This window comes from Lysinibacillus sp. FSL R7-0073 (genome assembly GCF_038009065.1).
Classification (GTDB): Bacteria; Bacillota; Bacilli; order Bacillales_A; family Planococcaceae; genus Lysinibacillus; species Lysinibacillus fusiformis.
Map to the genome: position 1 here is coordinate 1,035,884 of NZ_JBBPAS010000001.1, position 21,416 is coordinate 1,057,299.

General features: G+C 38.8%; 19 protein-coding genes and 1 other annotated feature. Of the genes, 18 read left to right on the top strand and 1 reads right to left on the bottom strand.

What is annotated here, in order from left to right:
• The first annotated feature begins 114 nt into the window (after window positions 1-114).
• From sigG to ileS, 8 genes are all read left to right on the top strand, one after another.
• On the top strand, window positions 115-888 hold the full coding sequence (gene sigG, locus MKY88_RS04895) for an RNA polymerase sporulation sigma factor SigG (protein WP_025113852.1): 774 nt from the start codon (window positions 115-117) through the stop codon (window positions 886-888).
• Between the two features lie 140 nt (window positions 889-1,028).
• Window positions 1,029-1,265, top strand: a complete 237-nt coding sequence (locus MKY88_RS04900; RefSeq protein ID WP_025113853.1) for a PRC-barrel domain-containing protein — start codon at window positions 1,029-1,031, stop codon at window positions 1,263-1,265.
• A gap of 89 nt (window positions 1,266-1,354) precedes the next feature.
• Entirely contained in the window at window positions 1,355-2,059 is a 705-nt protein-coding gene (locus MKY88_RS04905; protein ID WP_340813095.1) for a YggS family pyridoxal phosphate-dependent enzyme, read from the top strand.
• Window positions 2,043-2,543: a cell division protein SepF gene (locus tag MKY88_RS04910; RefSeq protein ID WP_036226338.1), complete on the top strand. Its 501-nt coding sequence runs from the start codon at window positions 2,043-2,045 to the stop codon at window positions 2,541-2,543. Before MKY88_RS04905 ends, MKY88_RS04910 begins: the two co-directional genes overlap by 17 nt.
• Before the next feature lie 20 nt (window positions 2,544-2,563).
• Complete coding sequence (locus MKY88_RS04915) at window positions 2,564-2,845, top strand: YggT family protein (RefSeq protein WP_008173852.1); 282 nt, start codon at window positions 2,564-2,566, stop codon at window positions 2,843-2,845.
• Between the two features lie 201 nt (window positions 2,846-3,046).
• Window positions 3,047-3,835 carry a YlmH family RNA-binding protein gene (locus tag MKY88_RS04920; protein WP_340813098.1) on the top strand — a complete coding sequence of 263 codons (789 nt, stop codon included), beginning with the start codon at window positions 3,047-3,049 and terminating at the stop codon, window positions 3,833-3,835.
• 95 nt (window positions 3,836-3,930) lie between these two features.
• The gene (locus MKY88_RS04925; RefSeq protein ID WP_036226342.1) at window positions 3,931-4,455 is read left to right on the top strand and encodes a DivIVA domain-containing protein; all 525 of its coding nucleotides are present in this window, start codon (window positions 3,931-3,933) and stop codon (window positions 4,453-4,455) included.
• Window positions 4,456-4,555: 100 nt separating this feature from the next.
• Window positions 4,556-4,783: a binding site (T-box leader), on the top strand.
• A gap of 112 nt (window positions 4,784-4,895) precedes the next feature.
• Window positions 4,896-7,664 carry an isoleucine--tRNA ligase gene (gene ileS, locus MKY88_RS04930; protein WP_340813099.1) on the top strand — a complete coding sequence of 923 codons (2,769 nt, stop codon included), beginning with the start codon at window positions 4,896-4,898 and terminating at the stop codon, window positions 7,662-7,664.
• A 111-nt stretch (window positions 7,665-7,775) separates the two neighbouring features.
• On the opposite strand, the gene MKY88_RS04935 is transcribed toward ileS, so the two are convergent.
• A complete protein-coding gene (locus MKY88_RS04935; RefSeq protein ID WP_193831127.1) occupies window positions 7,776-8,981 on the bottom strand; it encodes an AraC family transcriptional regulator in 1,206 nt (401 codons plus the stop codon).
• A 203-nt stretch (window positions 8,982-9,184) separates the two neighbouring features.
• Here MKY88_RS04935 and MKY88_RS04940 point away from each other — a divergent pair, with 203 nt between their 5' ends.
• The 10 genes from MKY88_RS04940 (at window position 9,185) to carB (ending at window position 21,416) form a co-directional block, all read left to right on the top strand.
• Window positions 9,185-9,520 carry a hypothetical protein gene (locus tag MKY88_RS04940; RefSeq protein ID WP_036123805.1) on the top strand — a complete coding sequence of 112 codons (336 nt, stop codon included), beginning with the start codon at window positions 9,185-9,187 and terminating at the stop codon, window positions 9,518-9,520.
• 23 nt (window positions 9,521-9,543) lie between these two features.
• Window positions 9,544-11,112 (top strand): sodium/solute symporter, encoded by a 1,569-nt coding sequence (locus MKY88_RS04945; RefSeq protein WP_036147375.1) that lies wholly within the window; start codon window positions 9,544-9,546, stop codon window positions 11,110-11,112.
• A 163-nt stretch (window positions 11,113-11,275) separates the two neighbouring features.
• Window positions 11,276-11,755 carry a signal peptidase II gene (lspA, locus tag MKY88_RS04950; RefSeq protein ID WP_269780954.1) on the top strand — a complete coding sequence of 160 codons (480 nt, stop codon included), beginning with the start codon at window positions 11,276-11,278 and terminating at the stop codon, window positions 11,753-11,755.
• Window positions 11,752-12,663, top strand: coding sequence for an RluA family pseudouridine synthase (locus MKY88_RS04955; RefSeq protein ID WP_328203092.1), 912 nt, complete (start codon window positions 11,752-11,754; stop codon window positions 12,661-12,663). The genes lspA and MKY88_RS04955 overlap by 4 nt, the downstream gene beginning before the upstream one ends.
• A gap of 239 nt (window positions 12,664-12,902) precedes the next feature.
• Window positions 12,903-13,451, top strand: a complete 549-nt coding sequence (gene pyrR, locus MKY88_RS04960) for a bifunctional pyr operon transcriptional regulator/uracil phosphoribosyltransferase PyrR (protein WP_025113865.1) — start codon at window positions 12,903-12,905, stop codon at window positions 13,449-13,451.
• A 14-nt stretch (window positions 13,452-13,465) separates the two neighbouring features.
• Complete coding sequence (locus tag MKY88_RS04965) at window positions 13,466-14,776, top strand: uracil-xanthine permease family protein (protein ID WP_031418932.1); 1,311 nt, start codon at window positions 13,466-13,468, stop codon at window positions 14,774-14,776.
• A 192-nt stretch (window positions 14,777-14,968) separates the two neighbouring features.
• Window positions 14,969-15,847, top strand: coding sequence for an aspartate carbamoyltransferase catalytic subunit (locus tag MKY88_RS04970; RefSeq protein ID WP_193831131.1), 879 nt, complete (start codon window positions 14,969-14,971; stop codon window positions 15,845-15,847).
• Between the two features lies 1 nt (window position 15,848).
• A complete protein-coding gene (locus MKY88_RS04975; protein ID WP_340813104.1) occupies window positions 15,849-17,126 on the top strand; it encodes a dihydroorotase in 1,278 nt (425 codons plus the stop codon).
• Window positions 17,126-18,226: a carbamoyl phosphate synthase small subunit gene (locus MKY88_RS04980; RefSeq protein ID WP_340813105.1), complete on the top strand. Its 1,101-nt coding sequence runs from the start codon at window positions 17,126-17,128 to the stop codon at window positions 18,224-18,226. The genes MKY88_RS04975 and MKY88_RS04980 overlap by 1 nt, the downstream gene beginning before the upstream one ends.
• A complete protein-coding gene (carB, locus tag MKY88_RS04985) occupies window positions 18,219-21,416 on the top strand; it encodes a carbamoyl-phosphate synthase large subunit (RefSeq protein ID WP_193831134.1) in 3,198 nt (1,065 codons plus the stop codon). Before MKY88_RS04980 ends, carB begins: the two co-directional genes overlap by 8 nt.

Consider the following 21,416-nt stretch of genomic DNA (forward strand, 5'->3'; position numbering starts at 1 on the left):
AAAGGGAAAATTAGCCTACCTAAAATTGGTCATAGCTTTTGTGCATATTCTTGTTTCTCTCGGACAAACTGATGTCACGGTTTAGTCAGAGAATAACATCCGGAGGAATCGAATATGCGAACAAAAGTAGATCTTTGCGGCTTAGATACATCGACTTTGCCAATTTTAAAGCACGAGGAAATGAAGGAACTCTTCATTCGTTTACAAGCCGGTGAAACTGAAATCAGAGAAGAGCTTGTCATGTGCAATTTAAGGTTAGTGCTAAGTATTGTCGGTAGATTTGCCTATAGAGGTGAACAGGCAGATGATTTATTTCAAGTAGGCTGTATTGGCCTCATGAAAGCCATTGATCATTTTGATTTAAAGCATAATGTAAGATTTTCAACATATGCTGTCCCAATGATCATTGGTGAAATTCGTCGCCATCTGCGTGATCATCATGCATTACGAGTATCTCGTTCTTTAAGAGATATTGCGTATAAGGCAATGCAGGCAAAAGAACAGTGGATAACCGAAAATTTGCGCGAACCAACGATTGAAGAAATTGCTGACATGATCGAGATGAAAAAAGAAGATGTTTTATTTGCTTTAGATGCTATTCAAGACCCTATGTCATTACAAGAGCCCATATATTCAGATGGAGGGGATGCTGTTTATATGATGGACCAATTACGTGATGATGATGTATCAGAAGATCAATGGGTTGCCTACGTGTCGGTAAAGGAAAGCTTGCAAAAACTAGATGAACGTCAGCAAATGATCGTGGCAAAACGTTTTTATTACGGTGAAACACAAACTGAGATCGCTAAGGAATTAGGGATTTCACAAGCACAAATTTCACGTCTTGAAAAAAATGCAATTGAAACAATGCAAAAAGATTACAAATAAAAAATGCGCATCGAATTATTCGGTGCGCATTTTATCTTCATTCAATGAACGATTGATACATAAATATAAAGAGACAGCAAAGTTTGATGATAGAGAAAAATAATTTAGATGAAAGAGTAATGGATAGAGGAGGTTTTTCATTGCGGTTCTCATTGTTACAACAAAAAGAAGTAATTGAAGCAGGAAATGGACGATTTATAGGATTTGTGGTAGATGCTGAGGTATCGAAAGAAACGGGCTATGTAACAGCATTTTTAATTGCCGAGCCCCGAAAATATCTTGGTTTTTTTAAAGGAGAAGAATCTGTTAGAAAAGTGTATATGAAAGATGTGCTTGTTGTTGGCAAGGATGTCATTTTAGTAAAGGCACTTTCCTAAAAGGCTGACATAGGTCAGGCTATTCATTGATAAATCAAGCATTGCTTGTTACAATAAGAGAAACTAATGTTGTAAAGTTGGGAAAAACAGTGACAAAAATTTTAGCAAATTTAAACAAACTAAATGATTTAATAGCAGCAGCAGAAACAAGAGTCAATTGTGAAGCCAATAATGTCCAAATAATAGCTGTGACGAAAGAGGTTTCTGTAGAAAGAACGCAAGAAGCAATCGAAGCTGGATTGACTCATTTAGGAGAAAACCGACCTGAAGGTTTAAATCGTAAAATATCTTCGATTCAAGCTCATGTCAATTGGCATTATATCGGGTCCCTACAAACACGTAAAGTAAAACAAGTGATTAACAGCATTGATTATTTACATTCATTAGATCGTTTGAGTTTGGCAGAAGAAATTGAAAAAAGAGCAGTAAAACCTGTAAAATGTTTTATACAAGTAAATGTTTCAGGTGAAGAATCAAAACATGGTTTAAGCATGGAAGAAGTTTTACCTTTTGTAGAATCATTGAAAAGTTTTACAAAAGTCCAAGTTGTCGGTTTAATGACAATGGCACCAAATACAGAAGACGAAGCACTTATTCGTTCTGTTTTTAAGCAATTAAAACAATGTCAACAGCAAATAGCCGAGCAAGGATTCGCACACGCACCTTGTACCGAGTTATCAATGGGCATGTCTAATGACTTTGAAATTGCGGTAGAGGAAGGGGCTACTTTTGTTCGAGTCGGAACGGCTCTTGTTGGAAATGAAAGAGGGGAACAGGATGAGCATGAAAAATAAAATTAAAAACTTCTTTTACCTTGAAGAAGAACTAGAAGAAGAAATCACGCAAGCTCCTATTCAGCAGCAACAACCCGTACAACAACAACAGCAACCGATTCATTCAGTAAAGCCTAAAAAAACAATTAAAGAACGTAAGGCATCGATCCATGAAATTGTGCCACAAAGTACAGCTACTCCTAATAATATTGTCAGCTTACAAGCTGCGATGAGTTCCAAAGGAGCAAAAGTTGTCTTAATAGAGCCTAGAGTCTATGCAGAAGCACAAGATATCGCGGAACATTTAAAAAATAAACGTGCAGCTATCGTCAATTTACAACGTATTGAGCGAGAGCAAGGTAAACGCATTATTGATTTTTTAAGTGGCACAGTTTATGCCCTTGCAGGGGATATACAACGTATCGGAAAAGATATTTTCCTTTGCACTCCAGACAATGTAGAAGTGACTGGTGAAATTACAAACTTTATTTTAGACGATAATTAATAGCGAGGATTGTAGTTTATATGACTTTTTTTATAATACTTGGTTATGTATCATTAGCATTTAGGATCTATTCATTTATGCTAATTGCATATATCTTAATGTCTTGGGTGCCTGCCGCTCAAAATTCAGCCATTGGACGAATGCTTGAAAAAGTGTGTGAGCCTTATTTGGGGATATTCCGAAAGTTTATCCCACCGCTTGGTATGATTGATATTTCACCAATTGTGGCAATCTTTATGCTGAATTTTATTGAAAGAGGACTTGTGATAGTCATTCAGAAATTATTTCTTATGTTCGTATAAATATAAAATCCTCACGTTTTAGTGGGGGTTTTTTATTTATATAGAAAATAGAGGAAAAGCAGACGTCGCGAATTTTATAGTGACTATTCGACTGAACTCGAAAAAAATTTAATGCCATGATGTCAAAGTACCAATGATTGGGAATACTATGTTTATCCAATCAATGAAGCAAATAGGAACGATGAAAGAGGAGACAACGAGATGGAGCACTTGATTCAGCATTTTCGGAAAGATGAGCAACCTTTTATTGAACAGGTAATAAGCTGGCAGCGGGAGGTAGAGGATCGCTATGCACCTAAGCTGACTGATTTTCTTGATCCAAGACAGCGCTTTATAGTGACATCTATTATTGGACAGGATGACTCAATGAATACATTATGTGCGGGGCTATTTAATGAGGCGGAGAGACAACGTATGCTCATTTATCCAGCCTACTATGAGCCTACTGATAAAGACTTTCAACTGACAGCTTTTACACTTCAGTATCCCGTTAAATTTGTACAATTACGCCATCCAGATGTTTTAGGAGCCTTGTTATCATTAGGGTTACATCGAAGTAAATTCGGTGATATTCGCGTGAGTGAGCATCAAATCCAATTTGTCGTTGCACGAGAAGTGGCAGAATATGTCCGTTTACATTTAACGGGCATTGGTAAAGTAAAGGTACATATCGAATCCCTTAAAGAACAGGAGCCTCTTCTTATTAATGAAGATGAATGGCTGGAGGAATCTCACACGGTTACCTCCATGCGATTAGATGTTATTATTGCAACCGTTTTGAAAGTGTCTCGTCAAAAAGCACAAGCTTTAATTACTGGTAAAAAAGTGCGTGTAAATTGGACAGAGCGTGATGCCGTTGCTTTTGAATTACAAGAAGGGGATATTTTATCGATAAGAGGGAGCGGTCGTATGAAAATAATTATGACAGAAGGCCGTACAAAAAAAGATAAAATCCGTATACAAGTCGGTCGATTGGCCCAAAAAAGCTAAAAGAAAAGTAAATTTCATTAATTTATACTGCTAAGTTGTCGGAAGAATTGTATAATAGGAAATACGAATGTACACGAAAAGGAGAGAAGGATAGTATGCCATTATCACCTATTGATATACATAATAAGGAGTTTACAAAAGCTTTCAGAGGATATGCTGAAGATGAAGTAAATGAATTTTTAGATCAAATCATTAAAGACTATGAAATTTTGCTGCGCGAAAAAAAAGAGGTTGATAAGCAACTAGAAATGGCCTTAGAACAAGCGAGGCATTTTAGCTCTTTAGAAGAAACTTTACAAAAATCTATTGTGGTTGCACAAGAAGCTGCAGATGAAGTACGTAGAAATTCTCAAAAAGAGGCAAAGCTTATCGTCAAAGAAGCAGAGAAAAATGCTGATCGAATCGTTAATGATGCTTTAACGAAAGCACGTAAGGTTACAATTGAAATTGATGAGCTTAAAAAACAATCTAAGGTGTTCCGTAATCGTTTCAAAATGCTTGTTGAAGCCCAGCTTGATTTATTAAATGCAGACGATTGGGATCATTTGCTTCAGTATGATATCGATTTAACAGAAATTCAAGCATCTGTAGATGAAGCGCAAGAAGCAGAAGATATGTAACTCTCCTTTTCATGGAGAGGATCAAATTTAAATGAAGCTTGACGCGATTGTTTGAATTTCATATACTTTGTAATAGTAATTATTTTGTACAGACATATGCATAGAAGCAGAGACGAAGACAGTATTTGTTAGGCGTGGTGAAGCGATTTGGGGATAGTGGAAGCCCAAACAAGCAACTAACAATGAACATCACTTCTGAGCTAAATAACTGAAAAAAGTAAGTTATTTCGTGATGCACGACGTTAATGTGCTTGAAAGAGGTAGTGCAATCTATTGGATTGTGCTACAAGTAGGGTGGTACCGCGAGTAGAAGCTTCTCGTCCCTTAGTGGATGAGGGCTTTTTTTATTTGTCCGCGAATTGTTTCAGAAAAGTTAGCCCATAACTGTCGTATGAGAAGAGTGTCGATATGCTTGATGTAAAATAAAGGAGGATTTTTTTATGGTGGAATACAAAGATACTTTATTAATGCCAAAAACGGATTTCCCAATGCGTGGAAATTTACCAGCAAATGAACCAAAAATGCAAGATAAATGGAATGAGATGGATATTAACAAATTACAGATGGAGCGTACAGAAGGTCGTCCTGAATATGTACTTCATGATGGCCCTCCGTATGCAAATGGTGATATTCATATTGGACATGCATTGAATAAAGTATTAAAGGATATGATTACACGTCATCGTTCAATGACTGGTTACCATGTTAATTATATTCCTGGCTGGGATACGCATGGTCTACCTATCGAACAAGCATTGACAAATAAAGGTGTCAAACGTAAAGAAATGTCAGTAGCAGCTTTCCGTCAACTTTGTGAAGAATATGCATATGAGCAAATTGACAATCAACGAAATCAATTCCGTCGTTTAGGGATCCGTGGTAATTGGGAAAATCCTTATATTACATTGAAACCTGAGTTTGAAGCTCGTCAAATTGAAGTATTCGGAAAGATGGCGGAAAAAGGATATATTTATAAAGGTTTAAAACCAGTATATTGGTCACCGTCTTCTGAATCTGCTCTTGCTGAAGCAGAAATTGAATATAAAGATATTAAATCGCCTTCCATTTATGTAAGCTTTGCTATTAAAGATGCAAAAGGTGTTGTACCAGCAGATGCTAAATTTGTTATTTGGACAACAACTCCTTGGACATTACCAGCAAACTTAGGGATTTCTTTAAATCCTGAGTTCGTTTATGTTGTCGTTGCAGTAGCAAATAAAAAATTCATCATTGCAAAAGATTTATTAGAAACTGTGGCAACTGCTCTTGAATGGGAAGCATATGAAGTTGTTCAAGAAGTGAAGGGTGAAGCATTAGATCGTATTGTCGCTCAACATCCTTTCTATGATCGTGATTCACTTGTAATGGTAGGGGAACATGTTACTGCTGACGCAGGTACTGGCTGTGTTCACACGGCTCCAGGACACGGGGAAGACGATTATCATATTAGTAAGCAATATGGCTTAGACATTCTTAGCCCACTTGATAATAGTGGCTGCTATACGGATGAAGCACCTGGGTTTGAGGGCGTCTTTTATAATGATGCCAATAAACTAGTTACAGAAAAGCTAAAAGAAGTAGATGCATTAGAAAGTCTTGGTTTCATTTCACACTCATACCCACATGATTGGCGTACAAAAAAACCAGTTATTTATCGTGCCACACCGCAATGGTTTGCGTCTGTTGAAGCGTTCCGTGGAGAGCTATTAGAGGCTGTTAAAGCAACTGCATTTACACCAGCTTGGGGAGAAACACGTCTTTACAATATGATTCGTGACCGTGGAGATTGGGTAATTTCTCGTCAGCGTGCTTGGGGTGTACCAATTCCAATTTTCTACGCTGAAAATGGTGAACCAATTATTACATCTGAAACAATTAGCCATATCTCAGCACTATTCCGTGAACATGGCTCAAATATTTGGTTCCAAAAAACAGCAAAAGAGTTGTTACCAGAAGGCTTTACACATCCGGGTAGCCCGAACGGTGAATTTACAAAAGAAAATGATATTATGGACGTATGGTTCGACTCAGGTTCTTCACACCAAGGTGTACTTGTAGAACGTGGCATGAAATACCCTGCTGATCTATATTTAGAAGGCTCTGACCAACACCGTGGATGGTTTAACTCTTCTCTTATTACATCAGTAGCTATTAACGGCTTTGCACCATATAAAGGACTTTTAACGCATGGTTTCGTTCTTGATGGTGAAGGTCGTAAAATGAGTAAATCATTAGGGAATGTCATCATTCCACAAAAGGTAATGGATCAATATGGAGCAGATATTCTTCGTCTATGGGTTGCTTCTGTAGACTATACTGCTGACGTGCGAATTTCTATGGATATGTTGAAGCAAGTATCAGAAGTATATCGTAAAATTCGTAACACTTTCCGTTTCCTACACGGCAATATTGCTGATTTCGATCCAACAAAAGATCGTGTAGCCTACGCAGAGCTTCGTGAAATGGATCAATATGTGTATATGCGTTTACAGGATGTTTTAAAAACTGTACGTGCTGCATATGATCGTTATGATTTCGCTGCTGTTTATCATGTTGTGAATAATTTTGTAGCAGTAGAGTTATCTTCATTCTATTTAGATATTGCAAAAGATGTAGTTTACATCGAAGGTTCTGACAACAAAGATCGACGAGCAATGCAAACAGTTATTTATGATACATTAATGACTTTAGTTAAAATTATGACACCGATCATCCCTCATACTACAGATGAAATGTGGTCATACTTACATGCTCAAGGTATCGTAGAGGAAGCTTCTGTTCAATTAACGGACTTCCCAGTGGAAGATGTACAAGCTAATTTTGAAAATCTTCGTGCAAAATGGGAGAAAATCATTGATGTACGTGATGATATTTTAAAAGCGTTGGAAGAAGCTCGTAATGCTAAAACGATTGGTAAGTCTCTTGAAGCAAAAGTAACAGTATATGCAAAAGAAGATATTGTAGCATTATTGAACGATGCAAACATTGATTTTGCACAACTATCTATCGTTTCTGCTTTTGAGGTAGCTACAATTGAAGAAGCACCAGCAGATGCTTTGGTACTTGAACATGTATCCATTGTTGTTGAAAAGGCTACAGGTGAGAAGTGTGAACGTTGCTGGTCTATTTCGGAAACAGTTGGTGCGAATGAGGTACATCCGACAGTTTGTGCTCGCTGTGCAGAAGTAGTAGAAAAATATTACGCGTAAGTGGAATCAGTGAATAATAAGAATCTGCATTCTATGTAGCTTATAAGCAAGTCTCCTTTAGGGGGCTTGCTTTTTTCATGTGGTTTTTGCAGATTCTCGAAAAACTACATCCTATTTAAACAAAATTTCTTTCGTATTGCGGTAGTCTGTTGGCGATATTCCAACATATTTTTTAAAGGTTAGACTGTAATAATTCGGTGTATTGAACCCACAGGTAGAGGAAATTTTATCAACCGTATAATCAAACTTTCGTAAAAAGGGTAAAGTTTTGATAATACGTGTAAAGGCAACATAGTCAACAAAATTGCGACCCGTTTCTTTTTTAAATAGCCTGCTAAAATGTGTTGGGCTAAAGCTTATATATTTCGCAACTTCACTTATAGAAAGCTGTTCGTCAAAATGCTCTTCTATAAATTGAATGGCCTTTTGAAGCTGTTGGTGCTTCGTTAAATCTTCGTAATACCGTATATGAATGTTATCAATAGGCGGTTTTCTTCGAGCTTTTCGTGCCTGAGTATAGGACTCCTTCACTTGCATAGCATCCTGAAATACGCCCCCAACCCCTATAAAAAGGTGGATACAATGGTCCTTTTTTAGTGTCTCGATGACCTCTAATAAAGATGCTTTGCCCTCTGACCAATGCTTGAATGAGTTATAGTCTTTAGGAATTCGCAAAAGAAGAAGTAAATAGCGTTCAAAATGTAAAAAGGATAACGGCGCTTTATCTGCAAATTTCTGCTGAATAACAGTTGTGATAATGCTACATGCATCTTGTGGATGAGCTCTCTCTTCATTTACATCAATATAGCCTTGTATTAAGAACACCATATTAGGAATACAGTTAGTCGATAAAAAGGATGCAGATTGTATGATTTCCTGTTCATTATCAATCTCACCGCGTATAAGACGTTTTAAAAAAGCTTCTCGGAAAGGAGAAGTTTGATGTTGGGAAATTTGTTGTGTCAGGTCGAGCATGGTAAGTGTGCTACCCTTTTTCTCCTGATAGGAAGTGTGTAATTTTTTTACAATTCGTAAAAATTTTGATTTTTGTAATGGTTTGATGAGAAGTGCAGGTAAAACTAATTCAATTGCTATACCAGTCGAGTAGGTGAGGTGTTCTGTAACAATTGGGACAATTATACTATTAGGATAATTTCTTTTTAGTCGCTTAATCTTCACCCAATCAAATAACCGATTGACTTCATAGACAATAATGGTGTCATCTTCTGGTTTTGGCTCTTTACACTCCATTAAAGCGTTTGGTAAAACTTCTTCTAACCAATCTCTCATTTGTTGCTTATCCAATGAGCTTTCCATAAACCATACCACCTTTAAAATGCTACCAACCCCCAAGAATAAAAATGATAGAAATATTTTAACTTAAAATAGCATTTTTTTGTACTAATACAGCAATATTTTATATCTATATTGATGTTGAAATAGAATAAAATAATTGTAGTAAATAATAATTTGAAATTTCAGATAATTATTTACTGATACAAATAAAGGGGGAGTTGGCTATGGCAGAAGTAGGGAGTCATGATTATGAATACGTAGAGGCAGGCACCATTGATGTAAAGGATCTTCCACCTCTAGATGCGGAGACCAATAAAATTATGAAAGATGAATTTACAACGGGTTTAGGCTTATCGGTATTTTATTTTATATTAATTTTTAGTATCCCTGTTATGAATTGGTTTGCACCAGCATTTGCCTTTAAGAAAATGTGGGGTGGCATGACGGTAACCTGGTTTGTGACAACTGTTGTCATGATGGCCATGGCATTTATTATTGCTTATGTGCATACTGCCATGTACGAAAAACGCCTGAAAAAATATGATTTAGCCAATAAGTAGTTGAAACAAGGGGGATGAGTTGAATGATGGAAGCTCTTTTAGAACCAAAGATGTTAATGACCATTGCATTAATGGGAACGATTGTATACATTACGTATTTAACAAAAAGAAATGCAACAGCATCGGATTTCTTTGTAGGAGGAAGAAGCTTTGGCTGGTTTACAAATGGTTCAGCAATTGGTGGGGATTATTTAAGTGCAGCCACATTCCTCGGTATTGCTGGATTAACATTTCAACTCGGATATGACGGAGCTTATTATGCTTTTTGTTTCTCAATTGGTTTAACCTTATTAGCTATATTCGTAGCGGGTCCTTTGAGACGATTTGGTGCATTTACGGTAGCGGATTTCTTGGGCTATCGTTTTCATAGTAAACGAGCACGACTAGTAGCGGTTGCGGTAGTATTAGCGATTTCAGGCTTTTATGCGGCTCCGCAACTATTGGGTGCTGCTCAAATTTTAAGTATGTTTTTCGGCACTTCCTATGAATTTGGCATTATCTTTACATGTGTTGTCATGATTTTTTATGTAGGTATTGGTGGAATGAAAGGAACAACCATTAACCAAGCATTGGAGCTGTGGATTCGTCTTGGTGCATTTATTGTGATGCTAGTAGCAGCGGTATATAGTGGCTTACATTACGATAAAATTCTTGCAGCTATTAATTCCTTTAGTGGCCCTATTACAGGCACCTCCCCCTATGCTTTAGATGGGAATGATGTTAATTTTGATGGTGCTGCATGGACAGGGACAGGCTTTTATTTCCCAACGTTTTGGCAAACAATAAGCATGACGATTGGTTTAGCTTTAGGAACGATAGGACTTCCTCATATTTTATTGCGTTTTTATACGAATCCAAGTGCTAAAGCAGCTCGAAAATCAGCGCTAATGGCTATTGGGATTGCTAGTACGTTCTTTTTATTAGCGGTTTATTTGGGTGTTGTTGGTCGTTCAATTTTCATCTCGGGAACAGCTAGTGAAGAGGTTATGCGTGATCTTGTACTTGGCGGAAACAATATGGTGATACCGACTACAGCGCTAGCTCTAGGTGGTAAATGGTTGCTTGGCTTAGTTATAGCGGGGGCATTTGCAGCTATTTTCTCCAATCTTTCCGGGCTCTTTATTACAAGTTCTGGGGCACTCGCTCATGATTTATATGCTAACATTATGAAGAAGGACATTACGCAAAAACAGCGTGTCATTGCTGGAAAAGTAGCTATCGTCCTATTGGGTATTTTGTATGGAGCACTTGGGCTTCTTGTTAAGGATGCATCTATCGGTCATTTAGTGGCGCTCGCCTTTACAGTCGCAGCAAGTACATTTACGCCAATATTCATTTTAGGTATTTGGTGGAGAGGCATGACAGAAAAAGGAGCCATTGCAGGATTACTTATTGGGCTTGGGGTATCCATGTGGATGATTTTTTTACCAGGAACTTTACCGAGTTTCTTACAGTTTAAAATTCCTGGAATTGTGACGGTTCCTGTCGGTTTCTTATCAGTGATTATTGTGTCACTATTAGATCGAAAGGTACCTGCTGATGTCAATGATTTTATGAAGCGGGTCCATTCAAAAGAATCTGAAACAGTATAAAACAATAAGTTTGGCTATTTCTATTGCTCAAAAAGTGATAGAGATAGCTTTTTTGTATGTTCAAGAGATTTGGAATCCGCCATATTTTGATGTGATATTAGTTATTGTGAATGGTGTTGATATGGTAGAATAGGTTAGATGTTGAGCGAACGGAGGAATGTTTGTGTATAAATATTACGGATTGGCTGCCTTTGTCGTATTATTGGACCAATGGACAAAGTGGTTGATTGTGAAAAATATGGAGTATGGTGAACGGATTGCTGTATTAGACCCATGGTTTGGCATTTTATCTCATCGTAATAAAGGTGCAGCATGGGGGATGCTAGAAGGGCAAATGTGGTTGTTTAGTATCGTGACAGTTGCTGTTATCTGTGCCATTGTTTATTTTTATCATAAAGAAGCAAAAGGGAAGCCAATTTTTCAAGTGGGCTTAATGCTATTACTTGGTGGAGCAATAGGGAACTTTATCGATCGTTTATTTAGAGGAGAAGTGGTCGATTTTGTAGATGTTTTAATTCCGATTATTAAGTATGATTTCCCAATTTTTAATGTGGCAGATGCTGCATTGACGATTGCTGTTGTTATACTAATGATTGGCTTAATTATGGAAGATAAAAAAGAGAAGAAACAGGTGAAACAATGACTCAAGTAACATATACAATCGAAGAACAACAGCAAGGAGAGCGCATTGATAAAGCACTTTCAAGCTTACAATCTGAATGGTCGCGCACGCAGATTGGGAACTGGGTTAGTGACGGAAGTATCAAAGTAAATGGTGATGCTGTGAAACCAAAATATAAAGTAAAAGCGGGGGACGTTATTGCTATCGATGTACCAGAAGCTGAACCGCTTGATGTAATCGCAGAAAATCTAGCACTTGATATTGTTTATGAGGATGCTGATGTTCTTGTTGTGAACAAACCAAAGGGTATGGTCGTTCATCCAGCACCAGGGCATTTGACAGGCACGCTAGTAAATGGGTTAATGTATCAATGTAAAGATTTATCGGGTATCAATGGGATTATGCGTCCAGGTATAGTCCATCGTATTGATAAAGATACATCCGGCTTATTAATGGTTGCGAAAAATGATGTAGCTCATGAATCATTAGTGGATCAGCTAGTCAATAAAACGGTTACTCGTAAATATATTGCTCTTGTACATGGGCATATTGCACATGATAAAGGGACTATTGATGCGCCAATCGGTCGTGATCAGAAGGACCGTCAGAAGCAGGCTATTGTTGATAATGGTAAACATGCAGTTACTCATTTCCATGTGGTAGAGCGCTTTGGTGATTATACGCTTGTAGAGTGCCGTCTAGAAACAGGACGAACACATCAAATTCGTGTGCATATGAATTATATCGGCTTCCCGCTTGTTGGAGATCCAAAGTATGGACCGAAAAAGACAATTGATTTTGGTGGACAAGTTCTTCATGCAGCAACGCTAGGCTTCAATCATCCTACTTCAGGTGAATACTTAGAGTTTGAAACACCACTTCCTGCTGATTATGAGCAATTATTAAATGAATTACGAAATAAGCATTGACGTATACGCAAAGAAAGTCTATACTAACGACAGTGAATGAACAACCTAACTAAATATTCACCTTTAATAGCAGTCCAGAGAGGCTGAGAAGGGTCATGTGATAGTGTTGCAAAAAATTTGTGCTGCAAATTTTCCAACATGCTTTTTAAACACGTATACAACCCTCTCAGGCTATTCGCCTCGAGAGGTTTTTTTATGGACATATGGCCACATTAGATTGTAGAGAGGAGGAAACGAACTTGGCTCAAAATGAATTGTTAGATGGCCCTTCAATGGCACGAGCATTAACACGTATTGCTCATGAAATTATTGAACGTAACAAAGGAATTGATGAATGTATTTTAGTTGGCATTAAAACACGAGGTGCTTTTCTAGCCAAACGCTTGGCACAACGAATTGAAAAGATCGAAGGTAAACCGATTCGTACTGGCGAGCTTGATATTACACTTTATCGCGATGATTTAACAATGAAGCATGAAAATGAACAAGCACATGTTGAGCAAGTTGACATTGAGCATGAAGTGAAAAATCAAAAAATTATTTTAGTCGATGATGTTCTTTATACAGGGCGAACAGTTCGCGCAGCACTAGACGCTGTCATGGATTTAGGAAGACCTGGACAAATTCAACTAGCTGTTCTAGTTGATAGAGGTCATCGAGAGTTACCAATCAGAGCAGATTACGTAGGGAAAAATGTTCCGACTTCTGGCTCTGAGCGCATCATTGTCAATTTACAAGATGTGGATGGAGAAGATTGCGTTATTATTTATAAAGAAGACGAACAATAAAGTGAGGAAACAAAATGTCAAATGCAGTATTAGATATTAAGGATAAACCAACCCCACTTCAGCTAGTGACATTAAGTTTCCAGCATATGTTTGCAATGTTTGGTTCAACAATCTTAGTGCCACAGTTAGTAGGTCTTAGCCCTGCAATTGCCCTTTTAACAAGTGGGATTGCAACAATATTCTTCCTATTAATTACAAAATTTCAGGTACCGGCTTACTTAGGCTCCTCCTTTGCCTTTATTGCTCCCATATTATTGGCGGCAGGCGGTTTGAACGAGGATGGCTCCAGTGTAAACCCAGGAAATGCCATGATTGGCGCAATGGCTGTCGGAATCACGTACGGAATCGTATCTTTAATCATTTGGAAAAGTGGTTATAAGTGGATAATGAAAATTTTACCACCGATTGTAGTTGGACCAGTAATTATGGTTATTGGACTAGGCCTATCGGGTACGGCCGTGAATATGGCGATGAACGTCAATGGGGAGTATAGCTTTTTACACTTCTCAGCAGCTTTAGTCACAGTGTTTACAGCGATTATCTTCACGATTTTCTTTAAAGGAATTTTAAGTACAATGCCAATTTTGATGGGCTTAATCGTAGGCTATATTTACTCCATGATTGTCGACATTGTAGATTATACACCGATTGCCAACGCAAAATTCTTTGCTATGCCAGACTTCTTGCTACCTGGTGTGCATTATGAATTTGAAATCACAACAAAAATCCTACTTGTCATGGTACCAATCGTGATTGTAACGATTTCTGAACATATTGGTCATCAGCTTGTATTAGGAAAAGTAGTTAATCGTGATTACATTAAGGAACCTGGTTTGCACCGTTCCCTACTAGGTGATGGACTTGGCACATTTGTAAGTGCATTAATCGGTGGTCCACCTAAAACAACTTACGGTGAAAATATTGGGGTTCTAGCAATTACTCGTGTTTATAGTGTGTACGTTATCGCAGGTGCTGCAATAGTAGCCATATTACTATCATTCTTCGGGAAAGCAATGGCAGTGATTGCAACTATACCAACCGCAGTACTAGGTGGGGTATCCATCTTGCTCTTCGGTATTATCGCAGCTAGTGGTTTACGGATGCTAGTAGATAATCATATTGATTTTGGGAACAGTCGTAATCTGGTGATTGCTTCAGTGATTTTAGTCATCGGGATTGGCGGAGCGAAGTTCGTCATTTCAGAATCCTTGAGTATTGAAGGAATGGCACTAGCCGCTATCATCGGGGTGCTATTGAATGCTATATTACCAGGTAAGAAGGAAGCCGAAAAACCCGTACCATACAATCAAAATAAAAATTCATAGTAGTACCTTTTAATGAATTGTCCAGAGAGGCAAAAAAAGGGAAGTTGTGGATAGGCTAAAGTAAGGATGGTTCCCTGCTGTAGTTTGTCACGCCTCCTTATGCCTCGTTGATGACATCAACGGGGCTTTTACTTTATGAAAAGAACGTCATACATAGACGTTCATGACACACAACCTTATGGGGGTCACATGATGAAGAACTTATTATCGATGGAACATTTAACAACAGAAGAGATTAACCACATCCTAGATCTTGCGCAAGCGTTTGAAAATGGTGAAACATCATCGTTATCTCGGACTTACAACGTTGCCAACTTATTTTTTGAACCAAGTACACGGACAAAATCAAGCTTCGAAATGGCTGAGCATAAAATTGGCTGTCATATTATCCCTTTTGATGCAGGGTTTTCGAGTGTGACTAAAGGGGAGACATTGTACGATACGGTCAAAACTTTAGAAATGATTGGTTTAGATGCAGTCATTATTCGAGCATCAGAAGATGAATATTATAATGAGCTACTAAATGGTATTAATGTAGCTATCATCAATGCAGGGGACGGCGCAGGACAACATCCATCCCAATCATTATTGGATCTATATACAATAAAAAAAGAGTTTGGTTATTTTGAAGGGTTGAATATTACGATTGTTGGGGATATCTCACATAGTCGAGTAGCTAAATCAAATGCCCATGCATTGCAACGTTTAGGGGCAAATGTTCATTTCCTTTGTCCAGAAGAATGGTCAGGAGGATTTGAAGCTCATCATTCTTGGGATGATTTAATCGAAATTAGCGATGTCATTATGCTATTACGTGTGCAACATGAACGTCATAAAGTAAATAAAAGCTTTTCGAAAGAAGGCTACCATCAAGAATACGGCTTAACATTAGAACGAGAAAAGCAAATGAAAGAATCAGCTATTATTATGCATCCAGCACCAGTGAATCGTGATGTAGAAATTGCTTCTGAGCTTGTAGAGTGTGGACGCTCTCGGATTTTCGAGCAGGTGCGAAATGGAGTCTACACACGGATGGCCATTGTGGAAACAATTTTAAGGGGGAGAGAATAACATGACAAAAGTACTTCAAAATGTACAAATATTAAATGAACAAGGTGAGCTTCAAACAGTCAATATCGCCATGGCAGAAGGAAAAATTACAGCAATTGGCCAAGAGGTAACGGTAGTAGATGCAGAGGTCATTGAAGGTAATGGCTTTATTGTAGCACCAGGCTTTGTCGATGTGCATACACATTTACGAGAGCCAGGCTTTGAACATAAAGAAACAATCGCAACAGGGTCTGCCTCAGCAGCAAAAGGTGGCTTTACGACAATTTGCGCCATGCCAAATACAAAGCCAGTACCAGATTCAGTGGAAAACATGCAGCTTATTAATGGGCTGATTAAAGAAAGTGCTGTTATTCGAGTACTCCCATACGGTTCGCTAACAAAGGATATTTCTGGGGAAGTTCGAACAAATGTGGAGGAGTTAAAGGCACATGGAGCTGTAGCATTCTCAGATGATGGCGTAGGAATTCAGCTTGCTTCAACAATGTACGAGCAAATGAAGGAAGCTGCCCAGCACGATATGGTAGTTGTAGCGCATTGCGAGGACAATTCATTAATTTATGATGGGGTTATGCATGAAGGAAAGCGTAATAAGGAGCTTGATCTTCCGGGGATTCCTTCCATTTGCGAATCCGTTCAAATTGCAAGAGATGTACTGCTTGCTGAGGCTGCAGGTGCACGCTACCACGTTTGTCACGTATCAACAAAAGAATCTGTTCGTGCTGTAAGAGATGCAAAGGCAGCGGGAATTCGTGTAACAGCAGAGGTTTGTCCGCATCATTTATTACTAGAAGAAATGGATATTCCATCCGATGATGCGAACTGGAAAATGAATCCACCATTGCGTGGGGCTGATGACAAAGATTCGCTACATGCAGCACTACTTGATGGGACTATCGATTGTATCGCGACAGACCATGCGCCACATACAGTGGAAGAAAAATGCTGTGGTATGGTGGGGGCACCGTTTGGCATTGTAGGTTTCGAAACAGCCTTCCCACTACTGTATACACAATTTGTTGAAACAGGGAAATGGACTTTAAAACAATTAATAGACTGGATGTCCGTGAAAGCAGCTGAAATTTTTGATCTACCCTATGGCACATTAGCAGTTGGTGCTTCAGCGGATATGATTTTAATAGATATTCAAAAAGAACAAGCAATTGATGCGGAAGGCTTTGTATCAAAAGGACGTAATACACCATTTAACGGTTGGGTTGCAAAAGGTTGGCCGGTTCTAACAATTTTTGAAGGAAATATCGTATATCAGGAGGCAGAGTAATGAAAAAACGTTTACTAGTTTTAGAGGATGGCACAGTATTTACAGGTTCAGCATTTGGGAGTGATCGTGCTTCACAAGGTGAGGTTGTATTTACGACAGGTATGACAGGATATCAAGAAACAATTTCAGACCCTTCATTCTATGGTCAAATTGTTACATTGACATATCCAATGGTAGGAAACTACGGCATTAACCGAGATGATTTTGAATCCATTACGCCAGCTATACGTGGATTCGTTGTACGCGAATTAGCTAAAACGCCTTCTAACTTCCGTTGCGATTTAACATTAGATGACTATTTAACATCCAAAGATATCCCAGGTATTGAGGGAATTGATACGCGTAAATTAACACGTATTATTCGTAGTAAAGGATCAGTAAAGGCGATTTTGACAGCAGCCAATGAAGAAGTAAATGTGAGTGAGGTTGTTGCGCAACTGCAAGCGACACCAGCTATAACACACCATGTACGTGAAGTATCGCCAAAAGCGGCCTATCCATCACCTGGACGAGGTAAACGAGTGGTCTTAATTGACTATGGTATGAAACACGGCATCCTTCGTGAATTAAATAAACGAGATTGTGATGTACTAGTAGTTCCTTACAATACGTCAGCTGAAGAAATTTTAGCTTGGCATCCAGATGGCATCATGCTCTCAAACGGACCAGGAAATCCAGAAGATGTCCAAGAAGGTATCGAAACAGTACGTAACTTAATTGGAAAAGTGCCAATGTTCGGTATTTGCTTAGGTCATCAAATCTTTTCGTTAGCTAGTGGAGCCAAGGCCTTTAAACTACCATTTGGACACCGCGGTGGCAATCATCCAGTAAAAGATTTACGCACAGGTCGTACAGATTTAACATCTCAAAATCACGGCTACGCTATCGATATCGAATCATTACAAGATACTGATTTAGAATTGACACATATCGCCTTAAATGACGGTACATGTGAAGGTGTACGTCATAAAAAATATCCGATTTTCACAGTACAATACCACCCAGAAGCATCACCGGGACCAGAAGATTCAAACCACTTATTTGATGAGTTTATCGAAATGATGGAAGTAGAAGCAGGGAAGGGGAAACAACATGCCTAAACGTACAGATATTGAAACAATTTTAGTAATCGGCTCAGGCCCAATCGTCATCGGACAAGCAGCAGAATTTGACTACGCAGGAACACAAGCGTGTTTGTCATTAAAAGAAGAGGGCTACCGTGTTATCTTAATCAACTCAAACCCTGCCACAATTATGACAGATACAGAAATTGCGGATAAAGTTTATATCGAACCGATTTCTCTTGATTTTGTCTCTCGCATTTTACGAAAAGAACGCCCAGATGCTATTTTACCAACGCTTGGTGGTCAAACTGGCCTTAACATGGCGATTGAATTAGATAAATCAGGCATTTTAGATGAGCTTGGTATAGAAATCCTAGGAACAAAACTAGATGCTATTCATAAAGCAGAGGACCGAGATTTATTCCGTAACTTAATGTACGAATTGGGTGCTCCAGTACCTGAGTCTGATATTATCCATTCCTTAGACGAAGCGAAAAAATTTGTAGTCAAAATTGGCTACCCTGTTATTGTTCGTCCAGCCTTTACGCTAGGTGGTACAGGAGGCGGTATTTGCTACAATGATCAGGATTTAGAGGAAATCGTAACATCGGGCCTTAAATATTCACCCGTAACACAATGCTTACTAGAAAAATCAATTGCAGGCTATAAAGAGATAGAATATGAAGTAATGCGCGATGCAGTAGATAATGCCATTGTAGTATGTAACATGGAAAATGTTGACCCAGTAGGAATTCACACAGGTGATTCGATTGTAGTAGCACCAACTCAAACATTATCAGATCGTGAAAATCAAATGCTGCGTAATATTTCCTTAGATATTATCCGTGCGTTAAAAATCGAAGGTGGTTGTAACGTACAGCTAGCACTAGATCCATATAGCTTCAACTACTATGTAATTGAAGTAAATCCGCGTGTGTCACGTTCTTCTGCGTTAGCCTCTAAAGCAACAGGCTATCCAATTGCCAAGCTAGCAGCAAAAATTGCAGTTGGTTTAACATTAGATGAAATTAAAAACCCTGTAACAGGTTCAACATATGCTTGCTTTGAGCCTGCACTTGATTACATTGTCGCTAAAATTCCACGCTGGCCATTCGATAAATTCGAATCAGCAAAGCGTAATCTTGGCACGCAAATGAAGGCTACTGGTGAAGTGATGGCGCTAGGCCGTACATTCGAGGAAGCGATGTTAAAGGCGGTTCGTTCACTTGAAACAGGTCAAGTACACTTAGAGCTAAAGCATGCTGAAGAAAACTCTGACTCTTGGATTGAAAAACGTATCCGTAAGGCTGGAGATGAGCGTTTATTCTTCATCGGGGAAGCGTTACGCCGTGGTGTGACAATTGAACAAATCCATGAATGGTCAGCCATTGACCTATTCTTCTTAAATAAATTTAAAAACATTGTAGATATGGAACGAACGCTAGTTGACCATAAAGATGATCAAGAAGTGCTACGTACTGCAAAACGTTTAGGCTTTGCAGATAAGAAAATTGCTGAGCTTTGGAACACGACAGAAGAAGCAATCTCCGCATATCGTAAAGAGCATGGGATTATTCCTGTCTATAAAATGGTTGATACATGTGCAGCAGAGTTTGAATCTGAAACACCTTACTTCTACGGCACATATGAGGAAGAAAACGAATCGATTAAGTCAGAAAAGCCGTCTGTAGTAGTACTAGGTTCAGGACCTATCCGCATCGGGCAAGGGGTAGAATTCGACTATGCTACTGTCCATTCAGTATGGGCCATTCAAGAGGCAGGCTATGAAGCAATCATTATCAACTCAAATCCAGAAACAGTGTCTACGGACTTCTCAATTTCTGATAAATTATACTTCGAGCCATTAACAATCGAGGATGTTATGCATATTATCGACTTAGAGCAGCCAATTGGAGTTGTTGTTCAATTCGGTGGTCAAACTGCGATTAATCTTGCTGATAAGTTAGCTGCAAATGGTGTGAAAATCTTAGGAACTTCTCTAGAGGATATCGACCGTGCAGAGAACCGCGATAAATTCGAACAAGCTTTACGTGACTTAAATATTCCACAGCCACAGGGTGAAACAGCGGTTTCTACAGTGGAAGCAATTGCAATTGGTGAGCGTCTGGGCTTCCCAGTACTTGTTCGTCCTTCCTATGTTCTAGGTGGACGTGCGATGGAAATTGTTTACAACCAGGGAGAATTAAAGCACTACATGGAGAACGCGGTAGAAGCATCTCCAGATCATCCGGTATTAGTGGACCGTTACCTAACAGGTCAAGAAATTGAGGTAGATGCTATCTGTGATGGAGAAAATGTATTAATCCCAGGTATTATGGAACATATTGAACGCGCAGGGGTACACTCTGGTGACTCTATATCAGTTTACCCACCACAGAAATTAACACAGCATCAAAAAGATACATTAGTAGACTATACAACACGTCTTGCGAAAGGTCTTGGAATCGTTGGCTTAATGAACATTCAATATGTAATTTCCCAAGGGGAGGTATTTGTCATTGAGGTGAATCCACGTTCATCACGCACAGTACCATTCTTAAGTAAAATTACAAATATCCCTATGGCTAATATTGCAACGAAAGCAATTTTAGGGAAATCAATTGTCGAGCAGGGCTATCCAACAGGGTTAGCGCCTGAACAAAAAGGTGTATTTGTGAAAGTTCCGGTGTTCTCATTTGCCAAATTACGCCGTGTAGATATAACATTAGGCCCTGAAATGAAATCTACTGGGGAAGTAATGGGCAAAGATGCAACTTTAGAAAAAGCACTTTATAAAGGTTTAGTGGCAGCAGGCATGGAAATTCGCACAGAAGGAACAGTATTGTTTACAGTATCTGATAAGGATAAAGAAGAAGCAATCGCATTAGCAAAACGTTTCTCAACAGTGGGCTATCGTATTGTAGCAACTGAGGGAACAGCAAAAGCATTTGAAGCTGCTGGAGTGCGCACAGATGTTGTTGGCAAGATTGGGGCGAAGGGACAAACACTGATTGACCTGATCCAAAATGGTGAAGCTCAGCTTGTTGTGAATACATTAACAAAAGGTAAGCAACCAGCTCGAGATGGTTTCCGAATCCGTCGTGAGTCTGTAGAGAATGGCGTTCCTTGTCTCACATCATTAGATACAGCAGAAGCAATGGTACGTGTCATCGAATCTATGACATTTACAGCAGAAGAAATGCCAAAAGCGGAGGTAGTACACTAA